Below are 17,666 nucleotides of genomic sequence, written 5' to 3'. Positions count from 1 at the left end.
TTTCTATGTTTTTTAGTTTATAGTTTTGCTATTTCCTTGAATCAAAAATCTTATATGACTTGTATTTTGGTAAGGCTATAGCTGTTTTATTATTAATTTTTACATACAAATCTGAATTAATCAAATCTAACTGTACATTACGGTTATAATGGTTGTAAATCATTTCTAACCTTGGAAATTCAGACGAATCTTTTTTATAATCTCTTGAAAAGTTATATTTCGTATTATAATAAAAAACTTGTTTTTTGAGTGTATAATCTTTATTAATTTTCAATAGAATTTTTGAATATAATAGTCCTGAAAATTGTTTCGGAACATAGGTTATTTCCCAATGATCTTTATAATCTTTAAAGGAATTTTCTTCACAAAGACGCACAAGATTTTCTATATCTTTAGTTAAATTAGATGAAGATTTTGGCGCATTATTTATCAACATTGTTTTATGTTTATGATCAACTTGTATCACATACTTTGTAGTTGTAACAATATCATTAGTACCTACTTTCATTAAAACTTCGTTTTTTGAGTTCTTCATAAATGATCCTAAATAACTCTCATGAATTACATTTGTAAGGTGATTTTTATAAAGGTTATACTTTATTTCAAACTTTAATGGTTTAGGTTCTGTGTATTTAGTAATCATAGATTTCATTACTTGATCACTTGTTTGACACCATATAGACCATGAAATTAGAAAACAAATGTGAATTAGAATATTATGTATTATTTTCATTAATTAACTTTTATATAATTACCTGAACGGGTTTCTTGTATGGTCTTAATTCCTTTTAAGGTTTCTTTTTTTACTCTAATCAAACCTCCTTCGTTATCGTACTCATAAAATGTAGCATAATTATTTTCGTCTAATTCGGACATCAATTTGAAATTTTCTGGATCATATACAAAAGATTTCATACTACCATTAGTAGGATGTATACGGATATCATCAAAGAAAACAGGGGTTCCTTTACTATCGTTAACTAATTCTATAATCATGAATTCAGATCCAACAGGAACATTAAATTTTTCATTTATACGTTGCCATCCTTCTACGACTTCTCCTTTTGGTTTAAAAGCATAGGTCATTATTTTTTTTCTATCTGCATTTTCAAATGAAACTTGAATTTTTACATTGGTAAATTCTTTAACTTGAGTATTTGTATCTTCTCTTACCCAAGCTCCTAAAATATAATTTTTTGAATCAAGAATTTTTGTTGACTCTACAATTCTACTAGGTTCGGGCTGAAACGAATAACATTCACTACATTTTGTTTTTCCTCCTTCATAAGGACAGCCAAGATCTGCTAAAACAATACCTTTAGATAAAAAATCATCATTAACTTCTTCTCCTAAAAACTTGAAATCAAGTAATGGAAAGTAGTCTAATTGAAAATTAGGGTTTTCATTTGGTTTAAAGTAAGAAGGAAATATACTCGAGTTTTTTGGAATTCGTGCATTTTCAAGATCAAATAAATATTTTAACGATAAAGCTAAAGATGATGTAAGAGCTCCTTCTTGTGTGGTACCAGCAATCGACTGTTTCAATCTATTTTCTGAAAAATTAAGGGATTCTATTGAATTATCTTCTTCTAATAAATTTACTTCGCTTATATTTTCGTTCACGCTATTGGTTTCCTCTTGAATATCATTTTGAACGACCACTGGTTTTGATGTTGTATAATTAGGGTCTTTTCTCTTTAAAAAAGGGAGGGTTGTTTCTTTATTATATACATAATAACCATTCTCTACTCCTATAACAAATAGATGTGGTTTTTTTTCTTGACCACCCGACAATTTGTGTAAACTTTTGTTGTTAAATTTAAGCATTGTAGCTTGCAATTTATCTAAATCAGTGGTTTGTGAACCATCTGTAATCATTATAACCATATTTAGTTTTAAATATGATTCTTTAGCAAGAAATAAGGCTGTTTCTAAACCACTTCTCCAAAAATCAGATCCTTCACTTAAGCCTGTAACATTGTCTTTTTTATTGTATTTTTTACAATAATTTGAGAGCCATGGTAAAAAGTGTGACTTCAAGTTATTAGTGTCAATCTTAATAGGTGCAATATAATCATTACGCCAAGTGTTTGGAAGTGTATTTACTGTAACTTCGCCTTCATCTGTATTAGACATTCCAATTACAGACAGATACATATTTCCTCCCTGTTTTTCGTTTATTTCTGCTTGTTGGGTAAAATAGGCTGATAATTGTCTTTTTAACTGTGCTCTTTCTCTTTCATCCAATGAACCCGACTCATCTAAAACTAAAGCTACATGATTTTTACATTTTTCGAGGAGTAATTGTTCTGGACAAAAATTAATATGACGTATTTCTACTTTGCCAGGTTTTGATCCATCTGACAAAATGAGTTTACCATCTAAATTAAGATAATCAGATGATGTATATCCCAACAAATCAAGATCGGAAAAACTGAGATCTTTACTGGTTGTATTCCAATCAGCAGCTATAAAATCAGGTTCTTTATCTATAAATTTCAAAGGACGAAACCAGAACTTCATACTTTTATCATCCATTGAAAACCCATAAATCCTAGGTAATGAATAAGTAATATAAGGTTTAAGATCAATTAATTCGTCGCAAATATATCCTGAAGGAATACTTTCTCCATTAAGTGTTTTTTGACGTAAATGATTCAATAAATTCAGAACAAGTTTTTTTACTACAGTAGAATTACCATTGGCAGTAATACATGATTGAAAACAATCTTGTGCTTCAAAAGGATAAAAGAATTCAGAAATACAACCTTCGGCAGTGGTTATTTTAAGATTTAATCTATAACTTCCCACTTTAGTAGGGGTATATTGATAATACCCTTTCATTTCTGTAACCTTATCAACAACTACCCCCGAAGGATCAACCATGCTCCAACTATATTCTACACCCTTTGCCGAAGCGGAAAAAGTAAAATGAGAAACCTTTCCAACACAGTTTACATTCATCTTTTTTAAAAGAGTTTGTGTTTTTTCTTTACTTTTATTCAATTCTAGATCTTTGGTCGGATTTTGTTCTTTGCTAATACTACTACACCATTCAACTTCATTAATGCGTCCTATCATCTTTCCTTCTAAATATTGACATCCATTTTCAGAACCACCCGTATAGAATTTTTTTAAATTATCATATTGGTCAACATACTCTACCCATGAGTTTACTGCTGGATTATGCTCTTTATTAGTAATACTCCATAAACTTTGGAAACTTCCTTGTGAAAAAAATTCATCATTAGTTTTAGGTTCAAAATTCAATATTACGCCAGGGAATGGGAGATCACAACATTCTACAACCTTTACTTCTAAAGGATTAATTACTTTTGAGCAACCATCTAAAGTTACCGTTAACTCAATGCTATTTGAACCCGGCATACTAAAAGTAACACCTGCATTAGGTGTATTAACAGTACTAATAATTTGACCTTTAACATCTTTGAATACCCATTGATAAGTAGCCTTACTTAAATCAATACTCTTATCATCAGGTTCAAATCTTAAGTTCTCTATAACTTTATTACCACATTTGTAATCCGTTATTTCCGAAGCAATAACAATTTTACCTTCAGGTATATCACAAGGGCATTTTCTTACCTCTGTAGTGCTTTTATAATCATACACACAACCTGTGGTGGTAGTAAATTTTAATTCAATTGTATTGATTCCTACTGTGGTTAAGGTGTAATTTAAATTCTTATCAGAAGTCGTATAAACGATGTTTTCATTTGGATCTTTTATGGTCCAAAAATAAGTTCCGCTATTGAGCTGATCTATAGTTGATTGCAATAAGTCTGTTACTATCAATCTTGAACTAATAAGATTATCACCACAGGTATACGTACAGGATGATTTGCACTCACTTCCATCATCCATGTAAAGACGTGCAGCTAACGGCTTACAATTGGTCACATTGAGCATGATGAAGTTTCGTTCTAATACTAGATCTTTTATCGTTTTGTTATAAGATTGACAAGTATAAATTCCTGCATCTGTTAAAGAAACAGAAGGAATGGTATACTCCCTAGAAGTTGCTCCTAGGATGGGAGAGCCATTTTTATACCATTGAAAAGTATCTTCATCGGGTAAATATCTCCCATCTTCACACATTACAAGTGTTACTGTTTCTCCAATAATCCTATTGATATTTCTCACAGAATCGGTAGGCTTTTGTGATCCATAGAAAAAATTAAAAGGTCGTCTTACACCGAATCTCTCAAATAAATTCTTCATATCAATAAAACGAAAATAGTTACTGTTAAATTTCAATTCTAACAACGATCTATAAGATGGAAGATCTGGAAAATAACCACTAAACTCATTATATTCAACAAACAAATGAGTTAAATTTTTTAGATTTGATATGCTTGAAGGTAAATTTCCTTTAAAATTATTTTTACTTATATCAAACCATTTAAGTTCAGTTAAAGTTCCTATCTTTTCATCTATAGAACCATACAAATTTGTATTTTCTAAATCCAGAAATATTAAATTAGTTGCATCATAAATCCAATTTGGAAAATATTGTTTATCAAATCTAGGGTTATATCCTAAAAAAAGTTCTCTGAGTACTTTTAAATTAGAAAGATTTGGAATTTCGCCTGAAAGCTGATTATATGTAAGAAATAATCTATTTAAATTAACTAGTTTCTGCAAGGAGTTATTTGCTAATGAGTCTATTCTGTTGAGATTTAAATATAAATATTCTAAACTAATAGGCAAATCAGGAATAGTTCCACCAATATTACAAGCGGTAAGATTTAATTTTTTTAAGTTAGATAATTTATTTATCCAAATAGGTATTTCAGCATCTAGATTGTTATTACTTAGGTCTAATTCTCTTAGATTTATCAAGGAAGAAAGATCAGTAAAACCTTTAACATATTCACATCCTGAAATTTCTAAATATTCTAGTTTTTTCATTTTTTGCAACCAAGATGGTAATGACATCTGATTCTTCCCTAATTTATTCAAACTCAAATTTAAACTAGTTAAATTTTCTAAAGTTGAAAGATCTGGTATACTCTCAAAATCACATCCCCTTAAACTTAATGAAGTCAAACTATTCATTTTTGTAATCCAATAAGGTAAAGATTTATTTCCTGAAAGATTATTTTCTAAAAAATTAACACTTAGTATTTCTAAGTATTTAAGTGATGAAAGATCACTCAAAGTTCCTTTTAGACCATTTTGAAAACTAAAAAAAGATAAACTACAAACATGTCCGTTACTAACACCAACCCCATACCAAGTTGAAACATCAGAAGTAGGATCGTTAATTTTCCAAGGACTATCATTTGCTAAGGTGTTTTTCCAATTATCACCATTAGTAGCCTTGTAAAAGGCAATAAGCGCATTGCGTTCTTCTACTGGTATATCTGTAGCAGCTAATGAGTTTTTCCTCTTTTTTTCTTTTGTGTGTCTTTCTTTAATATTATGTAAGATTTCTTGTTGGATCTTTTGCTGCTCTTCATATATACGTTTTTGCATATCTCGCATCAAAGTAATTTCTTGGTTTACCTCAACAGGATCGGTAATACCGTGTTCTTGTAAGAGCTGAGTCGTTCTAACGGGATCAAATCCTATTTCAGCGTCGTTATAATTTTGAGCCACAACGCCAAAACCATTTAGTAGAATAAAAAGATAGAGATATATGTTCTGTATGAGTTTCATAAATTCGATTTTTTTTCAGTGGTACAACAAGGAAGATCACTATTAGATTATATTTATAATAACGATATCTATATTGTATTATATGTATCTGAATTATTTTGTACTTTTTGGAACCGCTGGACCGTTACAGTTTATTAATTTTTTAGTTACCGTTGCCTTGGTTTGAGCCTCCACACGAATACTTTTTTTACCTGTATGTGCTTGTTTATCAGTTATAGTAATACGCTCTTTTTTCAGGGCTTCTTGCCAATTAAAATGAGATTTTATTGAATTGGTACTCTCGTTAAAGTCATAATCTTCAAAACCATCAAAAGCAAGTTCTTTGTATCGGGTATTAGATGCTACTGCTATGGGAAAACGATTGTTGTAACCATATAAAGCCGTAGAATATCGATTCAACGCATCTTTGTTTTCAATTTCTTGTCCCCAAGGATTAAACTGTGAAATTTCCGAAGCAAAAGTCCAGGATTTATATCCTTCTGTAGATATTTTCCAAGTATTGGTTCCTGGGTCATATATATAAAAGGATTTAAAATCATTAAGGAATCCAGAATGCCTAGGATGATGATCTTTATTATTTCTACCTGTAAGGTAAGCATAGGACTTTATGGGTCTGTATATACCCAGTATATTATAACGATATGGGTTGTATGATTTTTCTTCTAAAATATCAAAATCTAAATTAGAATTATCTTGATTGTACTGGAATACAAGTTGATTATTTGCATCAAAAATCATTCTAGGCATATTTCCATTGCATTGAGCTGGCCAAATATCATTATACTCTATAGCCGAAACATTAACAATTTTGTAATCATTCCAGTTTTTAGATAAAAAAGGATTGGTTCCTAACGATGTTTGATTGGTTACAGGATCTTTTACTAAGTTTTCTAATGGATTTTTCATTAGCGTTACGCTTTGCATAGAAGCACTCGCCATATTAGCATACCCCGAACGAATAACCTTAAATTTTCCTTGATCTACTACTTTTAAATTAGAATTATCATCGCTGATTTTATCACTTACTTTAACACCTTTTTCGTCAATTAGATCAAAAGTACTTTTATTATTAATAGTATTAATATTAACCACCCATGCTCTAAATTCTTTGTTTTTAACCTCTTTTGGAGAGGCAGGAGTAATCCAAACTTCATCACCTTCAACTAGATAATTAGAGGCAATTTCGCCACCTGTTAACTCATATTTCTTACGAAATGGATCAAATTGCAAGTCCCATTCTAAGCCTAAATTTAGCGAAGCTTGGTTCATACGTTTGTAAGCCCAATAAGCAGGAAAATTAAGCGAATAATACTTATCATTAAACTCATTAACGGTTTCTGTTAATATAACTTCGCCAGTGTTAGCATCCCAAGCAAGATTACGTGTACTCACTTGAGAACCTAAGTCGTAAGCAATGGTTTCCCTTAAAATCCCTGTAGAGTGCACTACCTTTGTTGTAACTGCAGTTTTTAAAATATTTTCATGATGAGAATATATAGGTAATGGAATGGGGACAAAAATAGGAACTATAACAGGCAACATTTCGGTATTAAAATGTATTCCTATATTTTGTGTTTCTGATTGATTAATTCTAAAATCATTGATTACATCATAATCTACTCCTACAATGTTTTTTTCTACCTTTCCATTTTCATCTATAGTAGTAATTTCATTATTAAGATTTCCTTGACCTGAAACTTTTTCTGTCAAGTTGTCGTAAATATAATCCATACCTGAAATTGGGGTGTCTTGCCCTTCTGCATACACTTTTTGGCTTTTAAGTTTTCCATCCATATCATTAGTATGAACAAAAAATCCTTGACTTAAAGATAAATGTGTTTTTACATCTAGATTTAATAATGTACCAATATCTGAATGATCCCATTCAGGAGAAATTTTTGTAAAATCAGCAATAGTAGGATACTCTCTTGAAGTATAAAACTCAGAGACTACCTGCCCTGTAGCATGTTTTTTAACAACTATTTTTTCTGAATCTGATATCTTTTTTTCTCTCGTAAGATTTTTTACGGCTACTCTTGCATAGGTAATTTTAGGAGATGGATAAAAACATTCTCCCAAAGGCATTTCAACATAGTTTTTCACATCGCCCCCTAAAAGTGTTTCTTTATGAGCGTGATCATAGAAAGGTAGGACTAACGGATTTTCTTTACACCCAATAGGTTCATAAGTAGCTACTCCTGATGAATTTCCTTTTTGATCTTTGTAAATATATTCTTGACCATAGGCCTGCATATAAGCTTCCTCATTTTTATGTTCAATCATTACATCCCATCTGTCTTTTAGCTTTATTTCTTTTACTCTTGCTCCTCCCCCAAATTTTCGTCCATCAGGCTGCATTAAACGAATCCAAGATTTGTTTGGAATAAAATACATAGCAATGCCTTTTTCTATAAGTTGGGCGTTAGGGCTTTTAAAGATATCTGCAATTTGAGGAACTAACATCATAAGATCCATTACAACCCCTTTAACATCATCTAGTTGTCTATCTTCTTCTCCTGTATTATTATAAATTAATTTATTCAAGTGTTGACGACCAAAAAACCATCCTGCCTTAGCAATTGGATTTACAGGTAAAGCAGCAGTTAAACCATCTCCTTTAGTAACTGTTTTGATTTTAAGTACTCCATAACTTACATCTCCAATTCTTACTGTATTATGTCCAGATGATTCTATATTGATATATCCTGTAACATAATCATATTTATCTTGTCCAAATCGAACATTATTCATATTGAGTAAAAATCTAAAATAAATATCTTTATCTATTAATTTTTTAATATACTTCTCCTGAAATTCTTCAGGTGTACATACTTTATCTAACCTGATGTATAAATAATTTTTTAAATTTACAAAGTCAGGCGTATAAAGCTCTCTACTATTTATTTCAGACGCGGAAGGATTTGATTTACTTCCTACACCTACCACTTTAAACATTTGCATGACTTCTTTATCTTGCACATATTTATAATCATCTGATTCATATTTTATGTCTAATATGCCTCCCGAAGGGAGTTCTACTGAATTTAGCAACCAAGCTGATGTATATAAATCAGCATTTTGTTGACTCCTTTGTTCTACATACGGATATTCAGCATTAGACAAAGGATCATGGGGGCTATATCCAGAAGCCTCCTCTGGTTTATAATTGCCCCACACATCATTTGCCCTTTGATTATATTTAGGATTATATCCGTAATTAAATATATAGGGAGTATGTTTCCCCATATTTGAATTTCTATAGGTAAAATAAATTTTTTTTAAGGTTAATTTTCCTCCTTGGTTTTCAATTTCATTAGGTTCATTGGCTGAGACTTTATTATTATTTGGTACGTCTTGACACAATGAATAATCATATACGAAATTAGCTACTTTTATAGGAGTAGCATTTTCTCCTTTGGCACTATATTCTGGTTTTGAATATAAGGCAATCTTGTCTAGCTTCCACATTTTAGACCAAGGATGATTTGGATTATCATCGCGCCCTCCATTTTCATCCATTACACCATGTCCGTCTTTTCTTGCAGATATTGAAAAAATAGCTACATGCGTTTTGGTTTCGATTTTTTGAAGATAAACCATTTCTTTTTCTCCATAAAGATAATTTCCTTTATTATCTTTATCTAAAGATTTTAGCCCTTCATCATAATTTGCAAGTGCTTTTTCGTAAGGAACTCTCCATTTATATGTGTAAAGTTTTCCATCTAACTTTCCTTTATTTTCGTATGAAAATTTAGTGTAATTCCCTAAATCACCATCTGTAGGCCCTTTTTTCCCATCAATATCTCTATAATCTGAAGACAAAACAGAAGTTAAAAGATAAGTATGTGCATACCCAGGAGTAGTTATTCTATTAAAGTATTGATCTCCTATTCTGTTATTTCCTGTTGAATTATCAATTCCTGGAACATAATTAATAAACCCTCTTTTATTTTCAGTTTCAGGTGTTCTTCCTGAAATATCAAAAGTGACTTCCTTCTTAACAACGTTATAAGCTGTTTTATCATAATTATATCGTTCTCCCCCCTCTTTCGTTATTCTAATAGCTGCGGTATGATGCTTTTTAGATCTTGCGAATGGATTTATTGAAAATTCACCATACTTACGAGCTTCTTCAACTGAAATTTTTTCGATGCTTTGTCCTCTATTTACACGATGATCCCCTCTTTTAATCTGTAATTCTTTTCCTATTGGTAATGTCTTATATAAAAATTTATCATAGTAAAACAAACTAGCATTCCTATTGTATTTAGCTCCTTCTATTTTAAAAGCTACAGGACTATACCCTCCTAGTTTGGTTTGATTGTTAGGATCTGATAGTGTTGAGTTATAAAAAAGTTGCTTCATGTCTTTGTCTACATGAAACCCTCCTATATTTTTAAAAAAAACTTTTTCATAGTTTGGCTTGTTTCCTGATTTTTTTTCTAACAATCTTTTTATTGGAGACGTTTGCCAAAGACCAGAAGAGCTAATGCTTTCTGTGGCATCTATATCAAAGCCAAAATGCGCACCTGAACCTGCGCCAATTTCACCTCCCAAATTTAATCCAAAACTTTCATCAGTAGTATAATTATCATATACAAGACCTACTTGCCCTCTATAAGGTCTAAACATACCTCTAATTCCTTGACCTTGTATATTATACAAATCATACGAATAATTAGTAATGGGTAATGATATAGTATTTTCGTTTAACTCTCGGTCCTTTTCACGATTAAAATCTAAGATATCTGAATATCCCGCCAGAGTAGTATTTTCATAACCAAATCCTTTTTCTGTTTTATTTTTTTCAGATTCTTTAATCCCTTGTTCATTTTTATATCCAGAAAATTTTGTTCCTGGGTTTATGCCATACGTAGCAATTTCAATATTCATAGAAAAGGTATAGTTTTTAGAAGACATACCTATTCTTTTAGTGGGCGTAAACGATGTGTTTGTAAACGATAAAGATCCTCCTCCAACAGAACCTGTTTGCCCTTGAGCTTTATTTCCTTCTGTTATACTTCCGTCCTGATTTTTTACTGACCTTTGAGCCTCTTTATCTGTTTTAGTATAAGATGCCGACGCTGTAAAAGTTTCTACTCCTTTTCTACTGTTTAAACCAACTCCTAGGCTTAATCCGACACTTTTACTTTTTTCTTCAACAGTCTTAGTCTTAAGACTAAATGAAGCACTAGGTGAAACACTAACTCCCTCTGTAGAAGAAGAATTCAGATTTAATCCGACAGATAAATTCTTACTAATATCGTAACTTATTCCTCCATTAGTTGAAAAACCAACACCGTCGTAATTATTATACTTTATTCCAAGACCAAAGCCAACTCTAAGCCCTGCTTTTTCTTTTAATCCGAATGGTGAAATAAAAATATTGGCAGAACTACCAATGGTAATATTGGGTTTCATGTTATTTTCATAAGTCATAACATCCCCTTTAAAGTCATCGGGCAATCCACGTACTTGTCGTGAGATTTGACCTACACTCAAATCCCAGCCTAATCCCACCCAAGAAGCTTCTTGATCCATCGTAACTCCTGAATTATAAGCTAAGTTAATAGGATACCCCCCCACATCCATGATAGGAATATTATAATTAAAATCACCACTTGATAAATCCACCATATCTGATGTGGCAATAGGTGTAAAGGAGTTAAATTCGGGTTGTGTAGGACCTGTTGTCAGAGCATAAGCTGCTGTGGGAGCCATCAACTCTACGATTAAAGTTATCAACAAGTAATAGGCAACAATCTTTGAAAAACGACTTTCTCTAATTTTTCTCATAGTTTTATTTGAGTATCGGTACTATTAAATTTGAATTTTAAAGTCCCTTTTTTAAATAATTTATCTTTGTATATTAACTGTACTTGCTCATCAGGTTGTATCCCTGAAAAATACAGCAGTATTTTTTGGTAAGGTGCTATTTTGTAAGTTCTTTCGTAATTTACTCCAGCACAAGGAATCGTATCTTTTTTGGATGTTACTACATAAAAATCTTGATCTATCCCAAAAGCTAGATACTTTAAGCCTTCCTCGTAACTAATTCCTGTAAAAGAAGGATCAAGTAGTTCTTTTTCTTCTTCTTGTTGAAAAACAAACTCCATCACCCGCTCTGTTTTATTGGCCTTATAAATAGAGTCTATAGCCCATAAATCTTGGCTACCTTGGTTTTTTAACAAATAGTACTGAATAGGAACTTCTGTAGCCGTAAATCCAATATCGTCTACTTTTTGAGTACGCATACGCGATTTCCATCCACGCCCCTCTAATTGGAAGAGTTGATAACGAATATCAGAATCATCTTTAGGATCTTTTTTACAAGAAATTAAAGACAAAAAGGGTACTACCAAATAGAGTAGAACCAATTTAATTCCCTTCATATTTTTGATTTGAAAATTGGATTAAATCAAACGTAATATCTACTTTAGGATTAGCATAAATAACTTGCTGTTCTTGTGTTGAACCTATCACAATTTGATAGTTCTGCTGAGTAGCATATTCTTGAACATACTCTTGAAGTCGTTTCCAAATTTTAGCTGATTCTTGCATAACAAATGCTTGACTTGCTTGTTCAAATTCGTTTCGCTTTAAGATAAATTCTTTGTTTAAATTTTCGTTGTTTTCGTTCCCAGGTGTATTAATTTTAGCATATAAGGAGTCTAAAACCGCTTTTTGTGTTCTAAATTCACGATCGCCTGCCTTTTTCATTTCTTTGGTCATATTAAAACCTTCGAAAAGTTTTGCATTATCTACACACACTACATCAGGTGATTTAAACACCTGAAAAACAACTAATAATATTACAACAAAGAGTAGAAGAATTAACCCAATAGGTAGTATTTTGTCATTGCATTTTCCCCAACTAAAACGCATTTTCTTAAATTTTTTACAAAAGTAATATTTTTAAAAACTTTAGAAAAATTCAAACAACTGTTTTTTTTATTTTTTTTCTTACAAAAATTTATTTAAAGAAAATTTGATTTAACTTGCACCTTTTTAATTAATGCTACAGAACCTTGAAAAAAAGTACTTTTAAATTCACTTCTCTACTTTTTATCTCTTTTATATTGTACTCTTTCCAAGACCCTTTTTTGGTTAAAAGAGTTTCAGATAAAGACTTCCGTTATGAGTTTTTTACTACTAATAAAAAGAAAAAGCCTAAAATAAATAAAGACTATTTTTGGTTTAAAGGCGGGCTTATACATAATTCTCAATACGGTATTGGCGGCGAGTTGTTAGATGGTAAATTTTCGAAATTTTACCATAGTAACCAATTGGCTGAACAAGGAACTTTTAAAAAAGGCCTAAAAACAAAAGAATGGAAATCTTGGCATCCTAATGGTAAAATTGCATTTATATATCATTGGTCTTCTGGACTAAAACATGGTGAGTATTTTTCTTTTGATACAGAGGGAAAAATGATTGAACGTGGATTTTATAAAAATGATTTGAAATCTAAAATTTGGATTCATTTTGAACGAAAAGATACTTTAATTTATAAAGAAGGTAAAATCGTAGTGCCTAAAAAACCCAAAAATACGATTCAAAAAACTTCTGACACATATACTAAAACGAGTTTTTTCAAACGTTTATTTCGTAAAAAAAACAAAACTCATGATGCTCAAGGCGCATAGTCTTCTTTATGCAATTTATATCTGTCTGTTGGTTTCCATCATTTGTGGAGCTTTACTCTATTTTTTCAATTTATACAGTTTGTTAAACCTTCATTATAATTTGGAAGAGGAGTTATATCTACAAAATCAATCGACCTTGAATTTTGCATTGGGAAATAATTTGAACGAAACCGATTTTCCCATTGATGAAAACAGCCCGATTCGTAATAGTTATAATGTAAAATCGTATGGTTTACTCAACGTAGTAACTACGCAATCTGTTTTTAAAAACGATACAGTAACTGCTACCCATTTAATTGGGAGTTACAATTTTTTAAAAACGGCATTGTATATTGCCAATTTCACACAGGATATAGCTTATAATGGAAAAGTAAAACTAAACGGCACAACTTACTTCCCTTCTAATTATGTTTCTCCTTCTTATCTAACTAATGAGGTAAATACTTTTATACATACGGGTAAAAAAGAAATTTCTAAACTTCAATTGCCCAAGATAAATCCTAAATTTGATAGAATTTTAGAAGGATTTTATTCCTACAAAAACACTTTAAATATTGATACAAAAGTAAAAGATTCCTTGTTTTTCAATTCGTTTACCAAACCGACACAAGAAATAAACATAGGTAGTAATTTGAGTAATATTATCATAAAAGGCAATTACATATTGCGCAACAACGATTCGATTCGGATTGCTAAAAGTGCAACGTTGGAGGATGTGATAATTGTTTCTCCTAAAATTTCAGTTGAAGAAGGTTTTAAAGGGAATGCTCAATTTATAGCAACTCAAAAAATTAATGTTGGTGCTAAGGTAGTTTTAAATTATCCTTCCGCACTTGTTCTTAAAAGCGAAGAAAACGAGGAAACTCAAATTAAAATTGGAAAAGAAACTAAAATTTTTGGCACGGTAGTTTTATTTGGAAACGGAATGGAAAACATTGCTAAAAACAGCATTGCTATTGAAGATAAGAATTTAGTAATTGGTTCTATTTATTGTACGGGTAAACTTGATTTACAAGGAACGGTATATGGCTCTGTATTTACTAATAAAGTTTTTAGACAAACTAGTTCTTCCGTACATGAAAATGTATTACATAATCTGACGATTGATACTACTAAAAAACCCAATTATTTTATGGATTTCCCTTTATTTATCAATCCAAATACAAAATATGGTATCATTAAAAAACTTAAATAAAGTAAAAGCCAATTCTATTATAGAATCGGTTGTGGCACTGTGTATCATATCCGTATGCTTATATATTGCAATGCTTGTTTTTTCTGCCGTTTTAACCCAAAAATCGTCCCCTAAATTCTATCAAACACAACATAAAGCCAATGCTCTTTTTTATCTATCTCAAATCGAATTCGATTCAATCATCAATCAAACGGAAGCTATTACTATAGAAACAACTCCTGTTAATGCTAATCTGAAAGAATTGACTATTAAATATAAAGACAGTACAGAAATAGAAATTGAGAAAAAGTTTTACTTGCTAAACCATGAAGAATAATCACCTTCCCGCTTTTTCTATATTGGAAGCCCTCATTTCTATGGCTATTGCGGCTATTATTATGGGACTTACTTTTATGGTATTTTCCATCATAACTGAAAGAATGTTGGATTACAAAAAACGGAACCAAGCTACTCATGATGTAAATAGACTTACCTACAGTATTAATAAGGACATTTTTGATAGTGATAAAATGGATATAAGGGACAATAAAATTCAGTTTTCAGATTACACGGGTACTTCCGTTAATTATTATCTAGAAGAAGAAAATATTATCAGAAGTCAAACAGCTTTTATAGATACTTTTAAAATTGCAGTCCAATATTTTCAAGTCGATTCACTCCACAATACTTCGGGTAAAATACATTTTCAAAAAATGAAAATGAAAATAAGTTCGGACGGTATTTTAATGGACTTGATTTTTTATAAACCTATTTTTGCCAACGAACTATTGTATAAAAAATTTAAAGATGAGTTTTGATTTAAACACATATAAAAAAAACCACACTATTAATACCGAAAAATCTTCGAATGTAATTTCTTTCCCCTTTCGCAAAAAATTCTCCGATAAAAAAAAAGAAAATTTCTATAGAGAATTAGGGTTACTCCTAAAATCAGGAGTTGATTTCAAAAAAGCATTGGAAATTTTGAGTAATCAATCTACTCATAAAACCGAGAAAGAAATCATTACGTCAGTAAAAACAAAGGTAAGCCAAGGAAGAAACATATACGAATCTATAAAGGAAACAAATCAATTTTCACCTTACGAATATTACAGCATTCAAATAGGTGAAGAAACGCGAAAGTTGGAAGATATTTTACATGAGCTACAAAAATATTTCAACCGTAAAATTCAAATGAAACGTCAAATCGTTTCGGTATTGACTTATCCAGTAATCGTATTGATTGTTACTTTCTTGGTTTTGTATTTTATGTTGAATAAAGTGGTCCCTATGTTTAGTTCTGTTTTTAAACAGTTTGGAAATGAATTACCTAAAAGTACCCAACTTATCATCAGCCTATCGAATCATTCAGGCAAAATATTTAGTAGCTTTTTATTTGTAGTTATAATTTTATTTATAACTCATTATTCCTTTAAAAAAAACAATCAATATCGTGCATTTACAACGGGGCTCACTCTACGATTGCCTTATTTTGGCAACCTAATTCAAAAAATTTATCTCTCTCGTTTTTGTCAAGCCATGAGTTTACTTATCACTTCGCGTACCACTTTGATTAATGCTTTATCACTCACGTCAAAAATGATAAGTTTTTACCCCATAGAAAACTCTATTGAAACCATAAAAAAAGACATTACCAAAGGTGCCTCTTTAAGTGAAAGTTTAAAAAAACACCCTGTTTTTGAAGCAAAGATGGTATCTATGATTGAAGTTTCTGAACAAGTTAACCAACTTGATTCTATGTTTGAAAAACTAACGGAACAGTACAACGAAGAAGTTAATCATCAAACCAAAATGATTGGAGTAATTCTAGAACCTATGCTTATTATTGTAATAGGTGTTATTGTAGGGATAATTATGATATCAATGTATGCACCTATGTTTGACTTGAGTAAAATAATAAAAAACTAATCAGATTCTAGTTTTTCATGCCCTTTTCAATCTCTCTATCTAGATACAACTATACATAATACACCTAACGATGAAAAGACGTGTTGTTAGAACTATATTTGTTTACCATTAGAACCTGTAATTCGGGCATAATCAAGACAAAAATAGTTGGAACGGCGTTACTACCGCCTACTCCGTAAGAAAAATTCTCTTGTATCATTTTATCGTGTTTTTTATTTGTGTGTTTGCATCCTCCTAATGGTAGGATAAACAAAAGGATAAGGAGCTTTTTTAGTTTAGTATCCATTTCTTTTACTGTTTAACTTGTTATCATACCTTTTTACTTCACAAAACTTAAAAACATGTATTTCTTATCCTCCCCAAACACCTACTACTTTGTATTTTGTAAGGGGGATTTCTTCCGTTGTACATTTTACTGAAATTTTCATATCGTCGTACATAAAGGTTGGTTTTATAATTATATCTATGGGGGTTTCAGGATATTTTTTCTTTAATTTATCAAATACTTGTAGCATTTCTCGATCATTGAAAATGATTTCGGTAAAATATTTTTTAAAATAAAGATTTGCATTATACGGAATAGAAGTTTCTCTATATTGTGCTACTTCTTGGGGATTATAGGGAACAAAATTAGACTCGCCATTATAATTAATTACGTAATAACCTGTAAGAAAATCTTTTTCATCATAGGATTTAAGTACAAAACGGTACTTGTATTTTTCTCTGTACTGATCCCATAAACCATACGGTATGCCTTTTTGTTTTATTTCTGCTTTGATACTATCGGGAACGGCTATATCATACATGGTATCAAAAAAATCTTTTTGGGTTCTTTGATGGGGATTGTCATAAAAATCGTTTCGATCTACAAAGGTTTCTTTGGCTTGTAAACGACAAATTTCAGTACGATGATGATTACCCGATAACCAGACCACTATACATCCGCCTGGAGCTGCTCCTACAGTTAGAACATCATACGTACTAGGCTCCATTTTATAACGTTCTTCCCCATCTATAATTTCTTTTTGGTTGCCTTCTATTAAAAAACCCTTTTTAAATTCTGCTAAAATTTTATCAGCGGGTAGTGCTGCCTCTACTTTATAAAACTTTTTTTCGGCATAAGCTACATAGGTAAGATTTAAATAATACGGAATAGAACTACCTCCCATACCGCCTTTTGATCCATCTCCATGCCATCCTCCTTGTTCCATACCTGATCGAGGCATTCCGCAAAT

At 31.0% G+C, this 17,666-nt stretch carries 12 protein-coding genes; 5 read left to right on the top strand and 7 right to left on the bottom strand.

From position 1 onward, the window contains the following. Window positions 1-28: 28 nt before the first annotated feature. From B0A78_RS08460 to B0A78_RS08440, 5 genes are all read right to left on the bottom strand, one after another. Complete coding sequence (locus B0A78_RS08460; protein WP_097609575.1) at window positions 29-733, bottom strand: hypothetical protein; 705 nt, start codon at window positions 731-733, stop codon at window positions 29-31. Next, complete coding sequence (locus tag B0A78_RS08455; protein WP_097609574.1) at window positions 733-5,682, bottom strand: leucine-rich repeat domain-containing protein; 4,950 nt, start codon at window positions 5,680-5,682, stop codon at window positions 733-735. Before B0A78_RS08455 ends, B0A78_RS08460 begins: the two co-directional genes overlap by 1 nt. Window positions 5,683-5,775: 93 nt before the next feature. Then, window positions 5,776-11,478 carry a hypothetical protein gene (locus B0A78_RS08450; RefSeq protein WP_097609573.1) on the bottom strand — a complete coding sequence of 1,901 codons (5,703 nt, stop codon included), beginning with the start codon at window positions 11,476-11,478 and terminating at the stop codon, window positions 5,776-5,778. Beyond that, entirely contained in the window at window positions 11,475-12,074 is a 600-nt protein-coding gene (locus B0A78_RS08445; protein ID WP_014166048.1) for a hypothetical protein, read from the bottom strand. The genes B0A78_RS08450 and B0A78_RS08445 overlap by 4 nt, the downstream gene beginning before the upstream one ends. Further along, complete coding sequence (locus B0A78_RS08440; protein ID WP_014166047.1) at window positions 12,061-12,567, bottom strand: OmpH family outer membrane protein; 507 nt, start codon at window positions 12,565-12,567, stop codon at window positions 12,061-12,063. Before B0A78_RS08440 ends, B0A78_RS08445 begins: the two co-directional genes overlap by 14 nt. Before the next feature lie 218 nt (window positions 12,568-12,785). On the opposite strand from B0A78_RS08440, the gene B0A78_RS08435 reads away from it, so the two are divergent. From B0A78_RS08435 to B0A78_RS08415, 5 genes are all read left to right on the top strand, one after another. Then, a complete protein-coding gene (locus B0A78_RS08435) occupies window positions 12,786-13,328 on the top strand; it encodes a toxin-antitoxin system YwqK family antitoxin (RefSeq protein ID WP_158649137.1) in 543 nt (180 codons plus the stop codon). Between the two features lie 136 nt (window positions 13,329-13,464). Beyond that, the gene (locus B0A78_RS08430; protein ID WP_123906727.1) at window positions 13,465-14,523 is read left to right on the top strand and encodes a hypothetical protein; all 1,059 of its coding nucleotides are present in this window, start codon (window positions 13,465-13,467) and stop codon (window positions 14,521-14,523) included. Next, window positions 14,498-14,839: a hypothetical protein gene (locus B0A78_RS08425; protein WP_014166044.1), complete on the top strand. Its 342-nt coding sequence runs from the start codon at window positions 14,498-14,500 to the stop codon at window positions 14,837-14,839. Before B0A78_RS08430 ends, B0A78_RS08425 begins: the two co-directional genes overlap by 26 nt. Beyond that, complete coding sequence (locus B0A78_RS08420) at window positions 14,829-15,320, top strand: PulJ/GspJ family protein (RefSeq protein WP_065212925.1); 492 nt, start codon at window positions 14,829-14,831, stop codon at window positions 15,318-15,320. The genes B0A78_RS08425 and B0A78_RS08420 overlap by 11 nt, the downstream gene beginning before the upstream one ends. Continuing rightward, entirely contained in the window at window positions 15,310-16,431 is a 1,122-nt protein-coding gene (locus tag B0A78_RS08415) for a type II secretion system F family protein (RefSeq protein ID WP_097609572.1), read from the top strand. Before B0A78_RS08420 ends, B0A78_RS08415 begins: the two co-directional genes overlap by 11 nt. A gap of 64 nt (window positions 16,432-16,495) precedes the next feature. On the opposite strand, the gene B0A78_RS14215 is transcribed toward B0A78_RS08415, so the two are convergent. Together B0A78_RS14215 and B0A78_RS08410 are read right to left on the bottom strand one after the other, a co-directional pair. Continuing rightward, entirely contained in the window at window positions 16,496-16,717 is a 222-nt protein-coding gene (locus tag B0A78_RS14215) for a hypothetical protein (RefSeq protein WP_102135394.1), read from the bottom strand. A gap of 64 nt (window positions 16,718-16,781) precedes the next feature. Continuing rightward, a partial coding sequence (locus tag B0A78_RS08410) for a DUF2931 family protein (protein WP_097609571.1) occupies window positions 16,782-17,666 on the bottom strand: 885 nt, incomplete at its 5' end.

Source organism: Flavobacterium columnare NBRC 100251 = ATCC 23463 (genome assembly GCF_002530675.1).
Taxonomy (GTDB): Bacteria; Bacteroidota; Bacteroidia; order Flavobacteriales; family Flavobacteriaceae; genus Flavobacterium; species Flavobacterium columnare.
The sequence above is the reverse complement of the archived record's forward strand: the minus strand, read 5'-3'. Positions and strand labels throughout refer to the sequence as shown.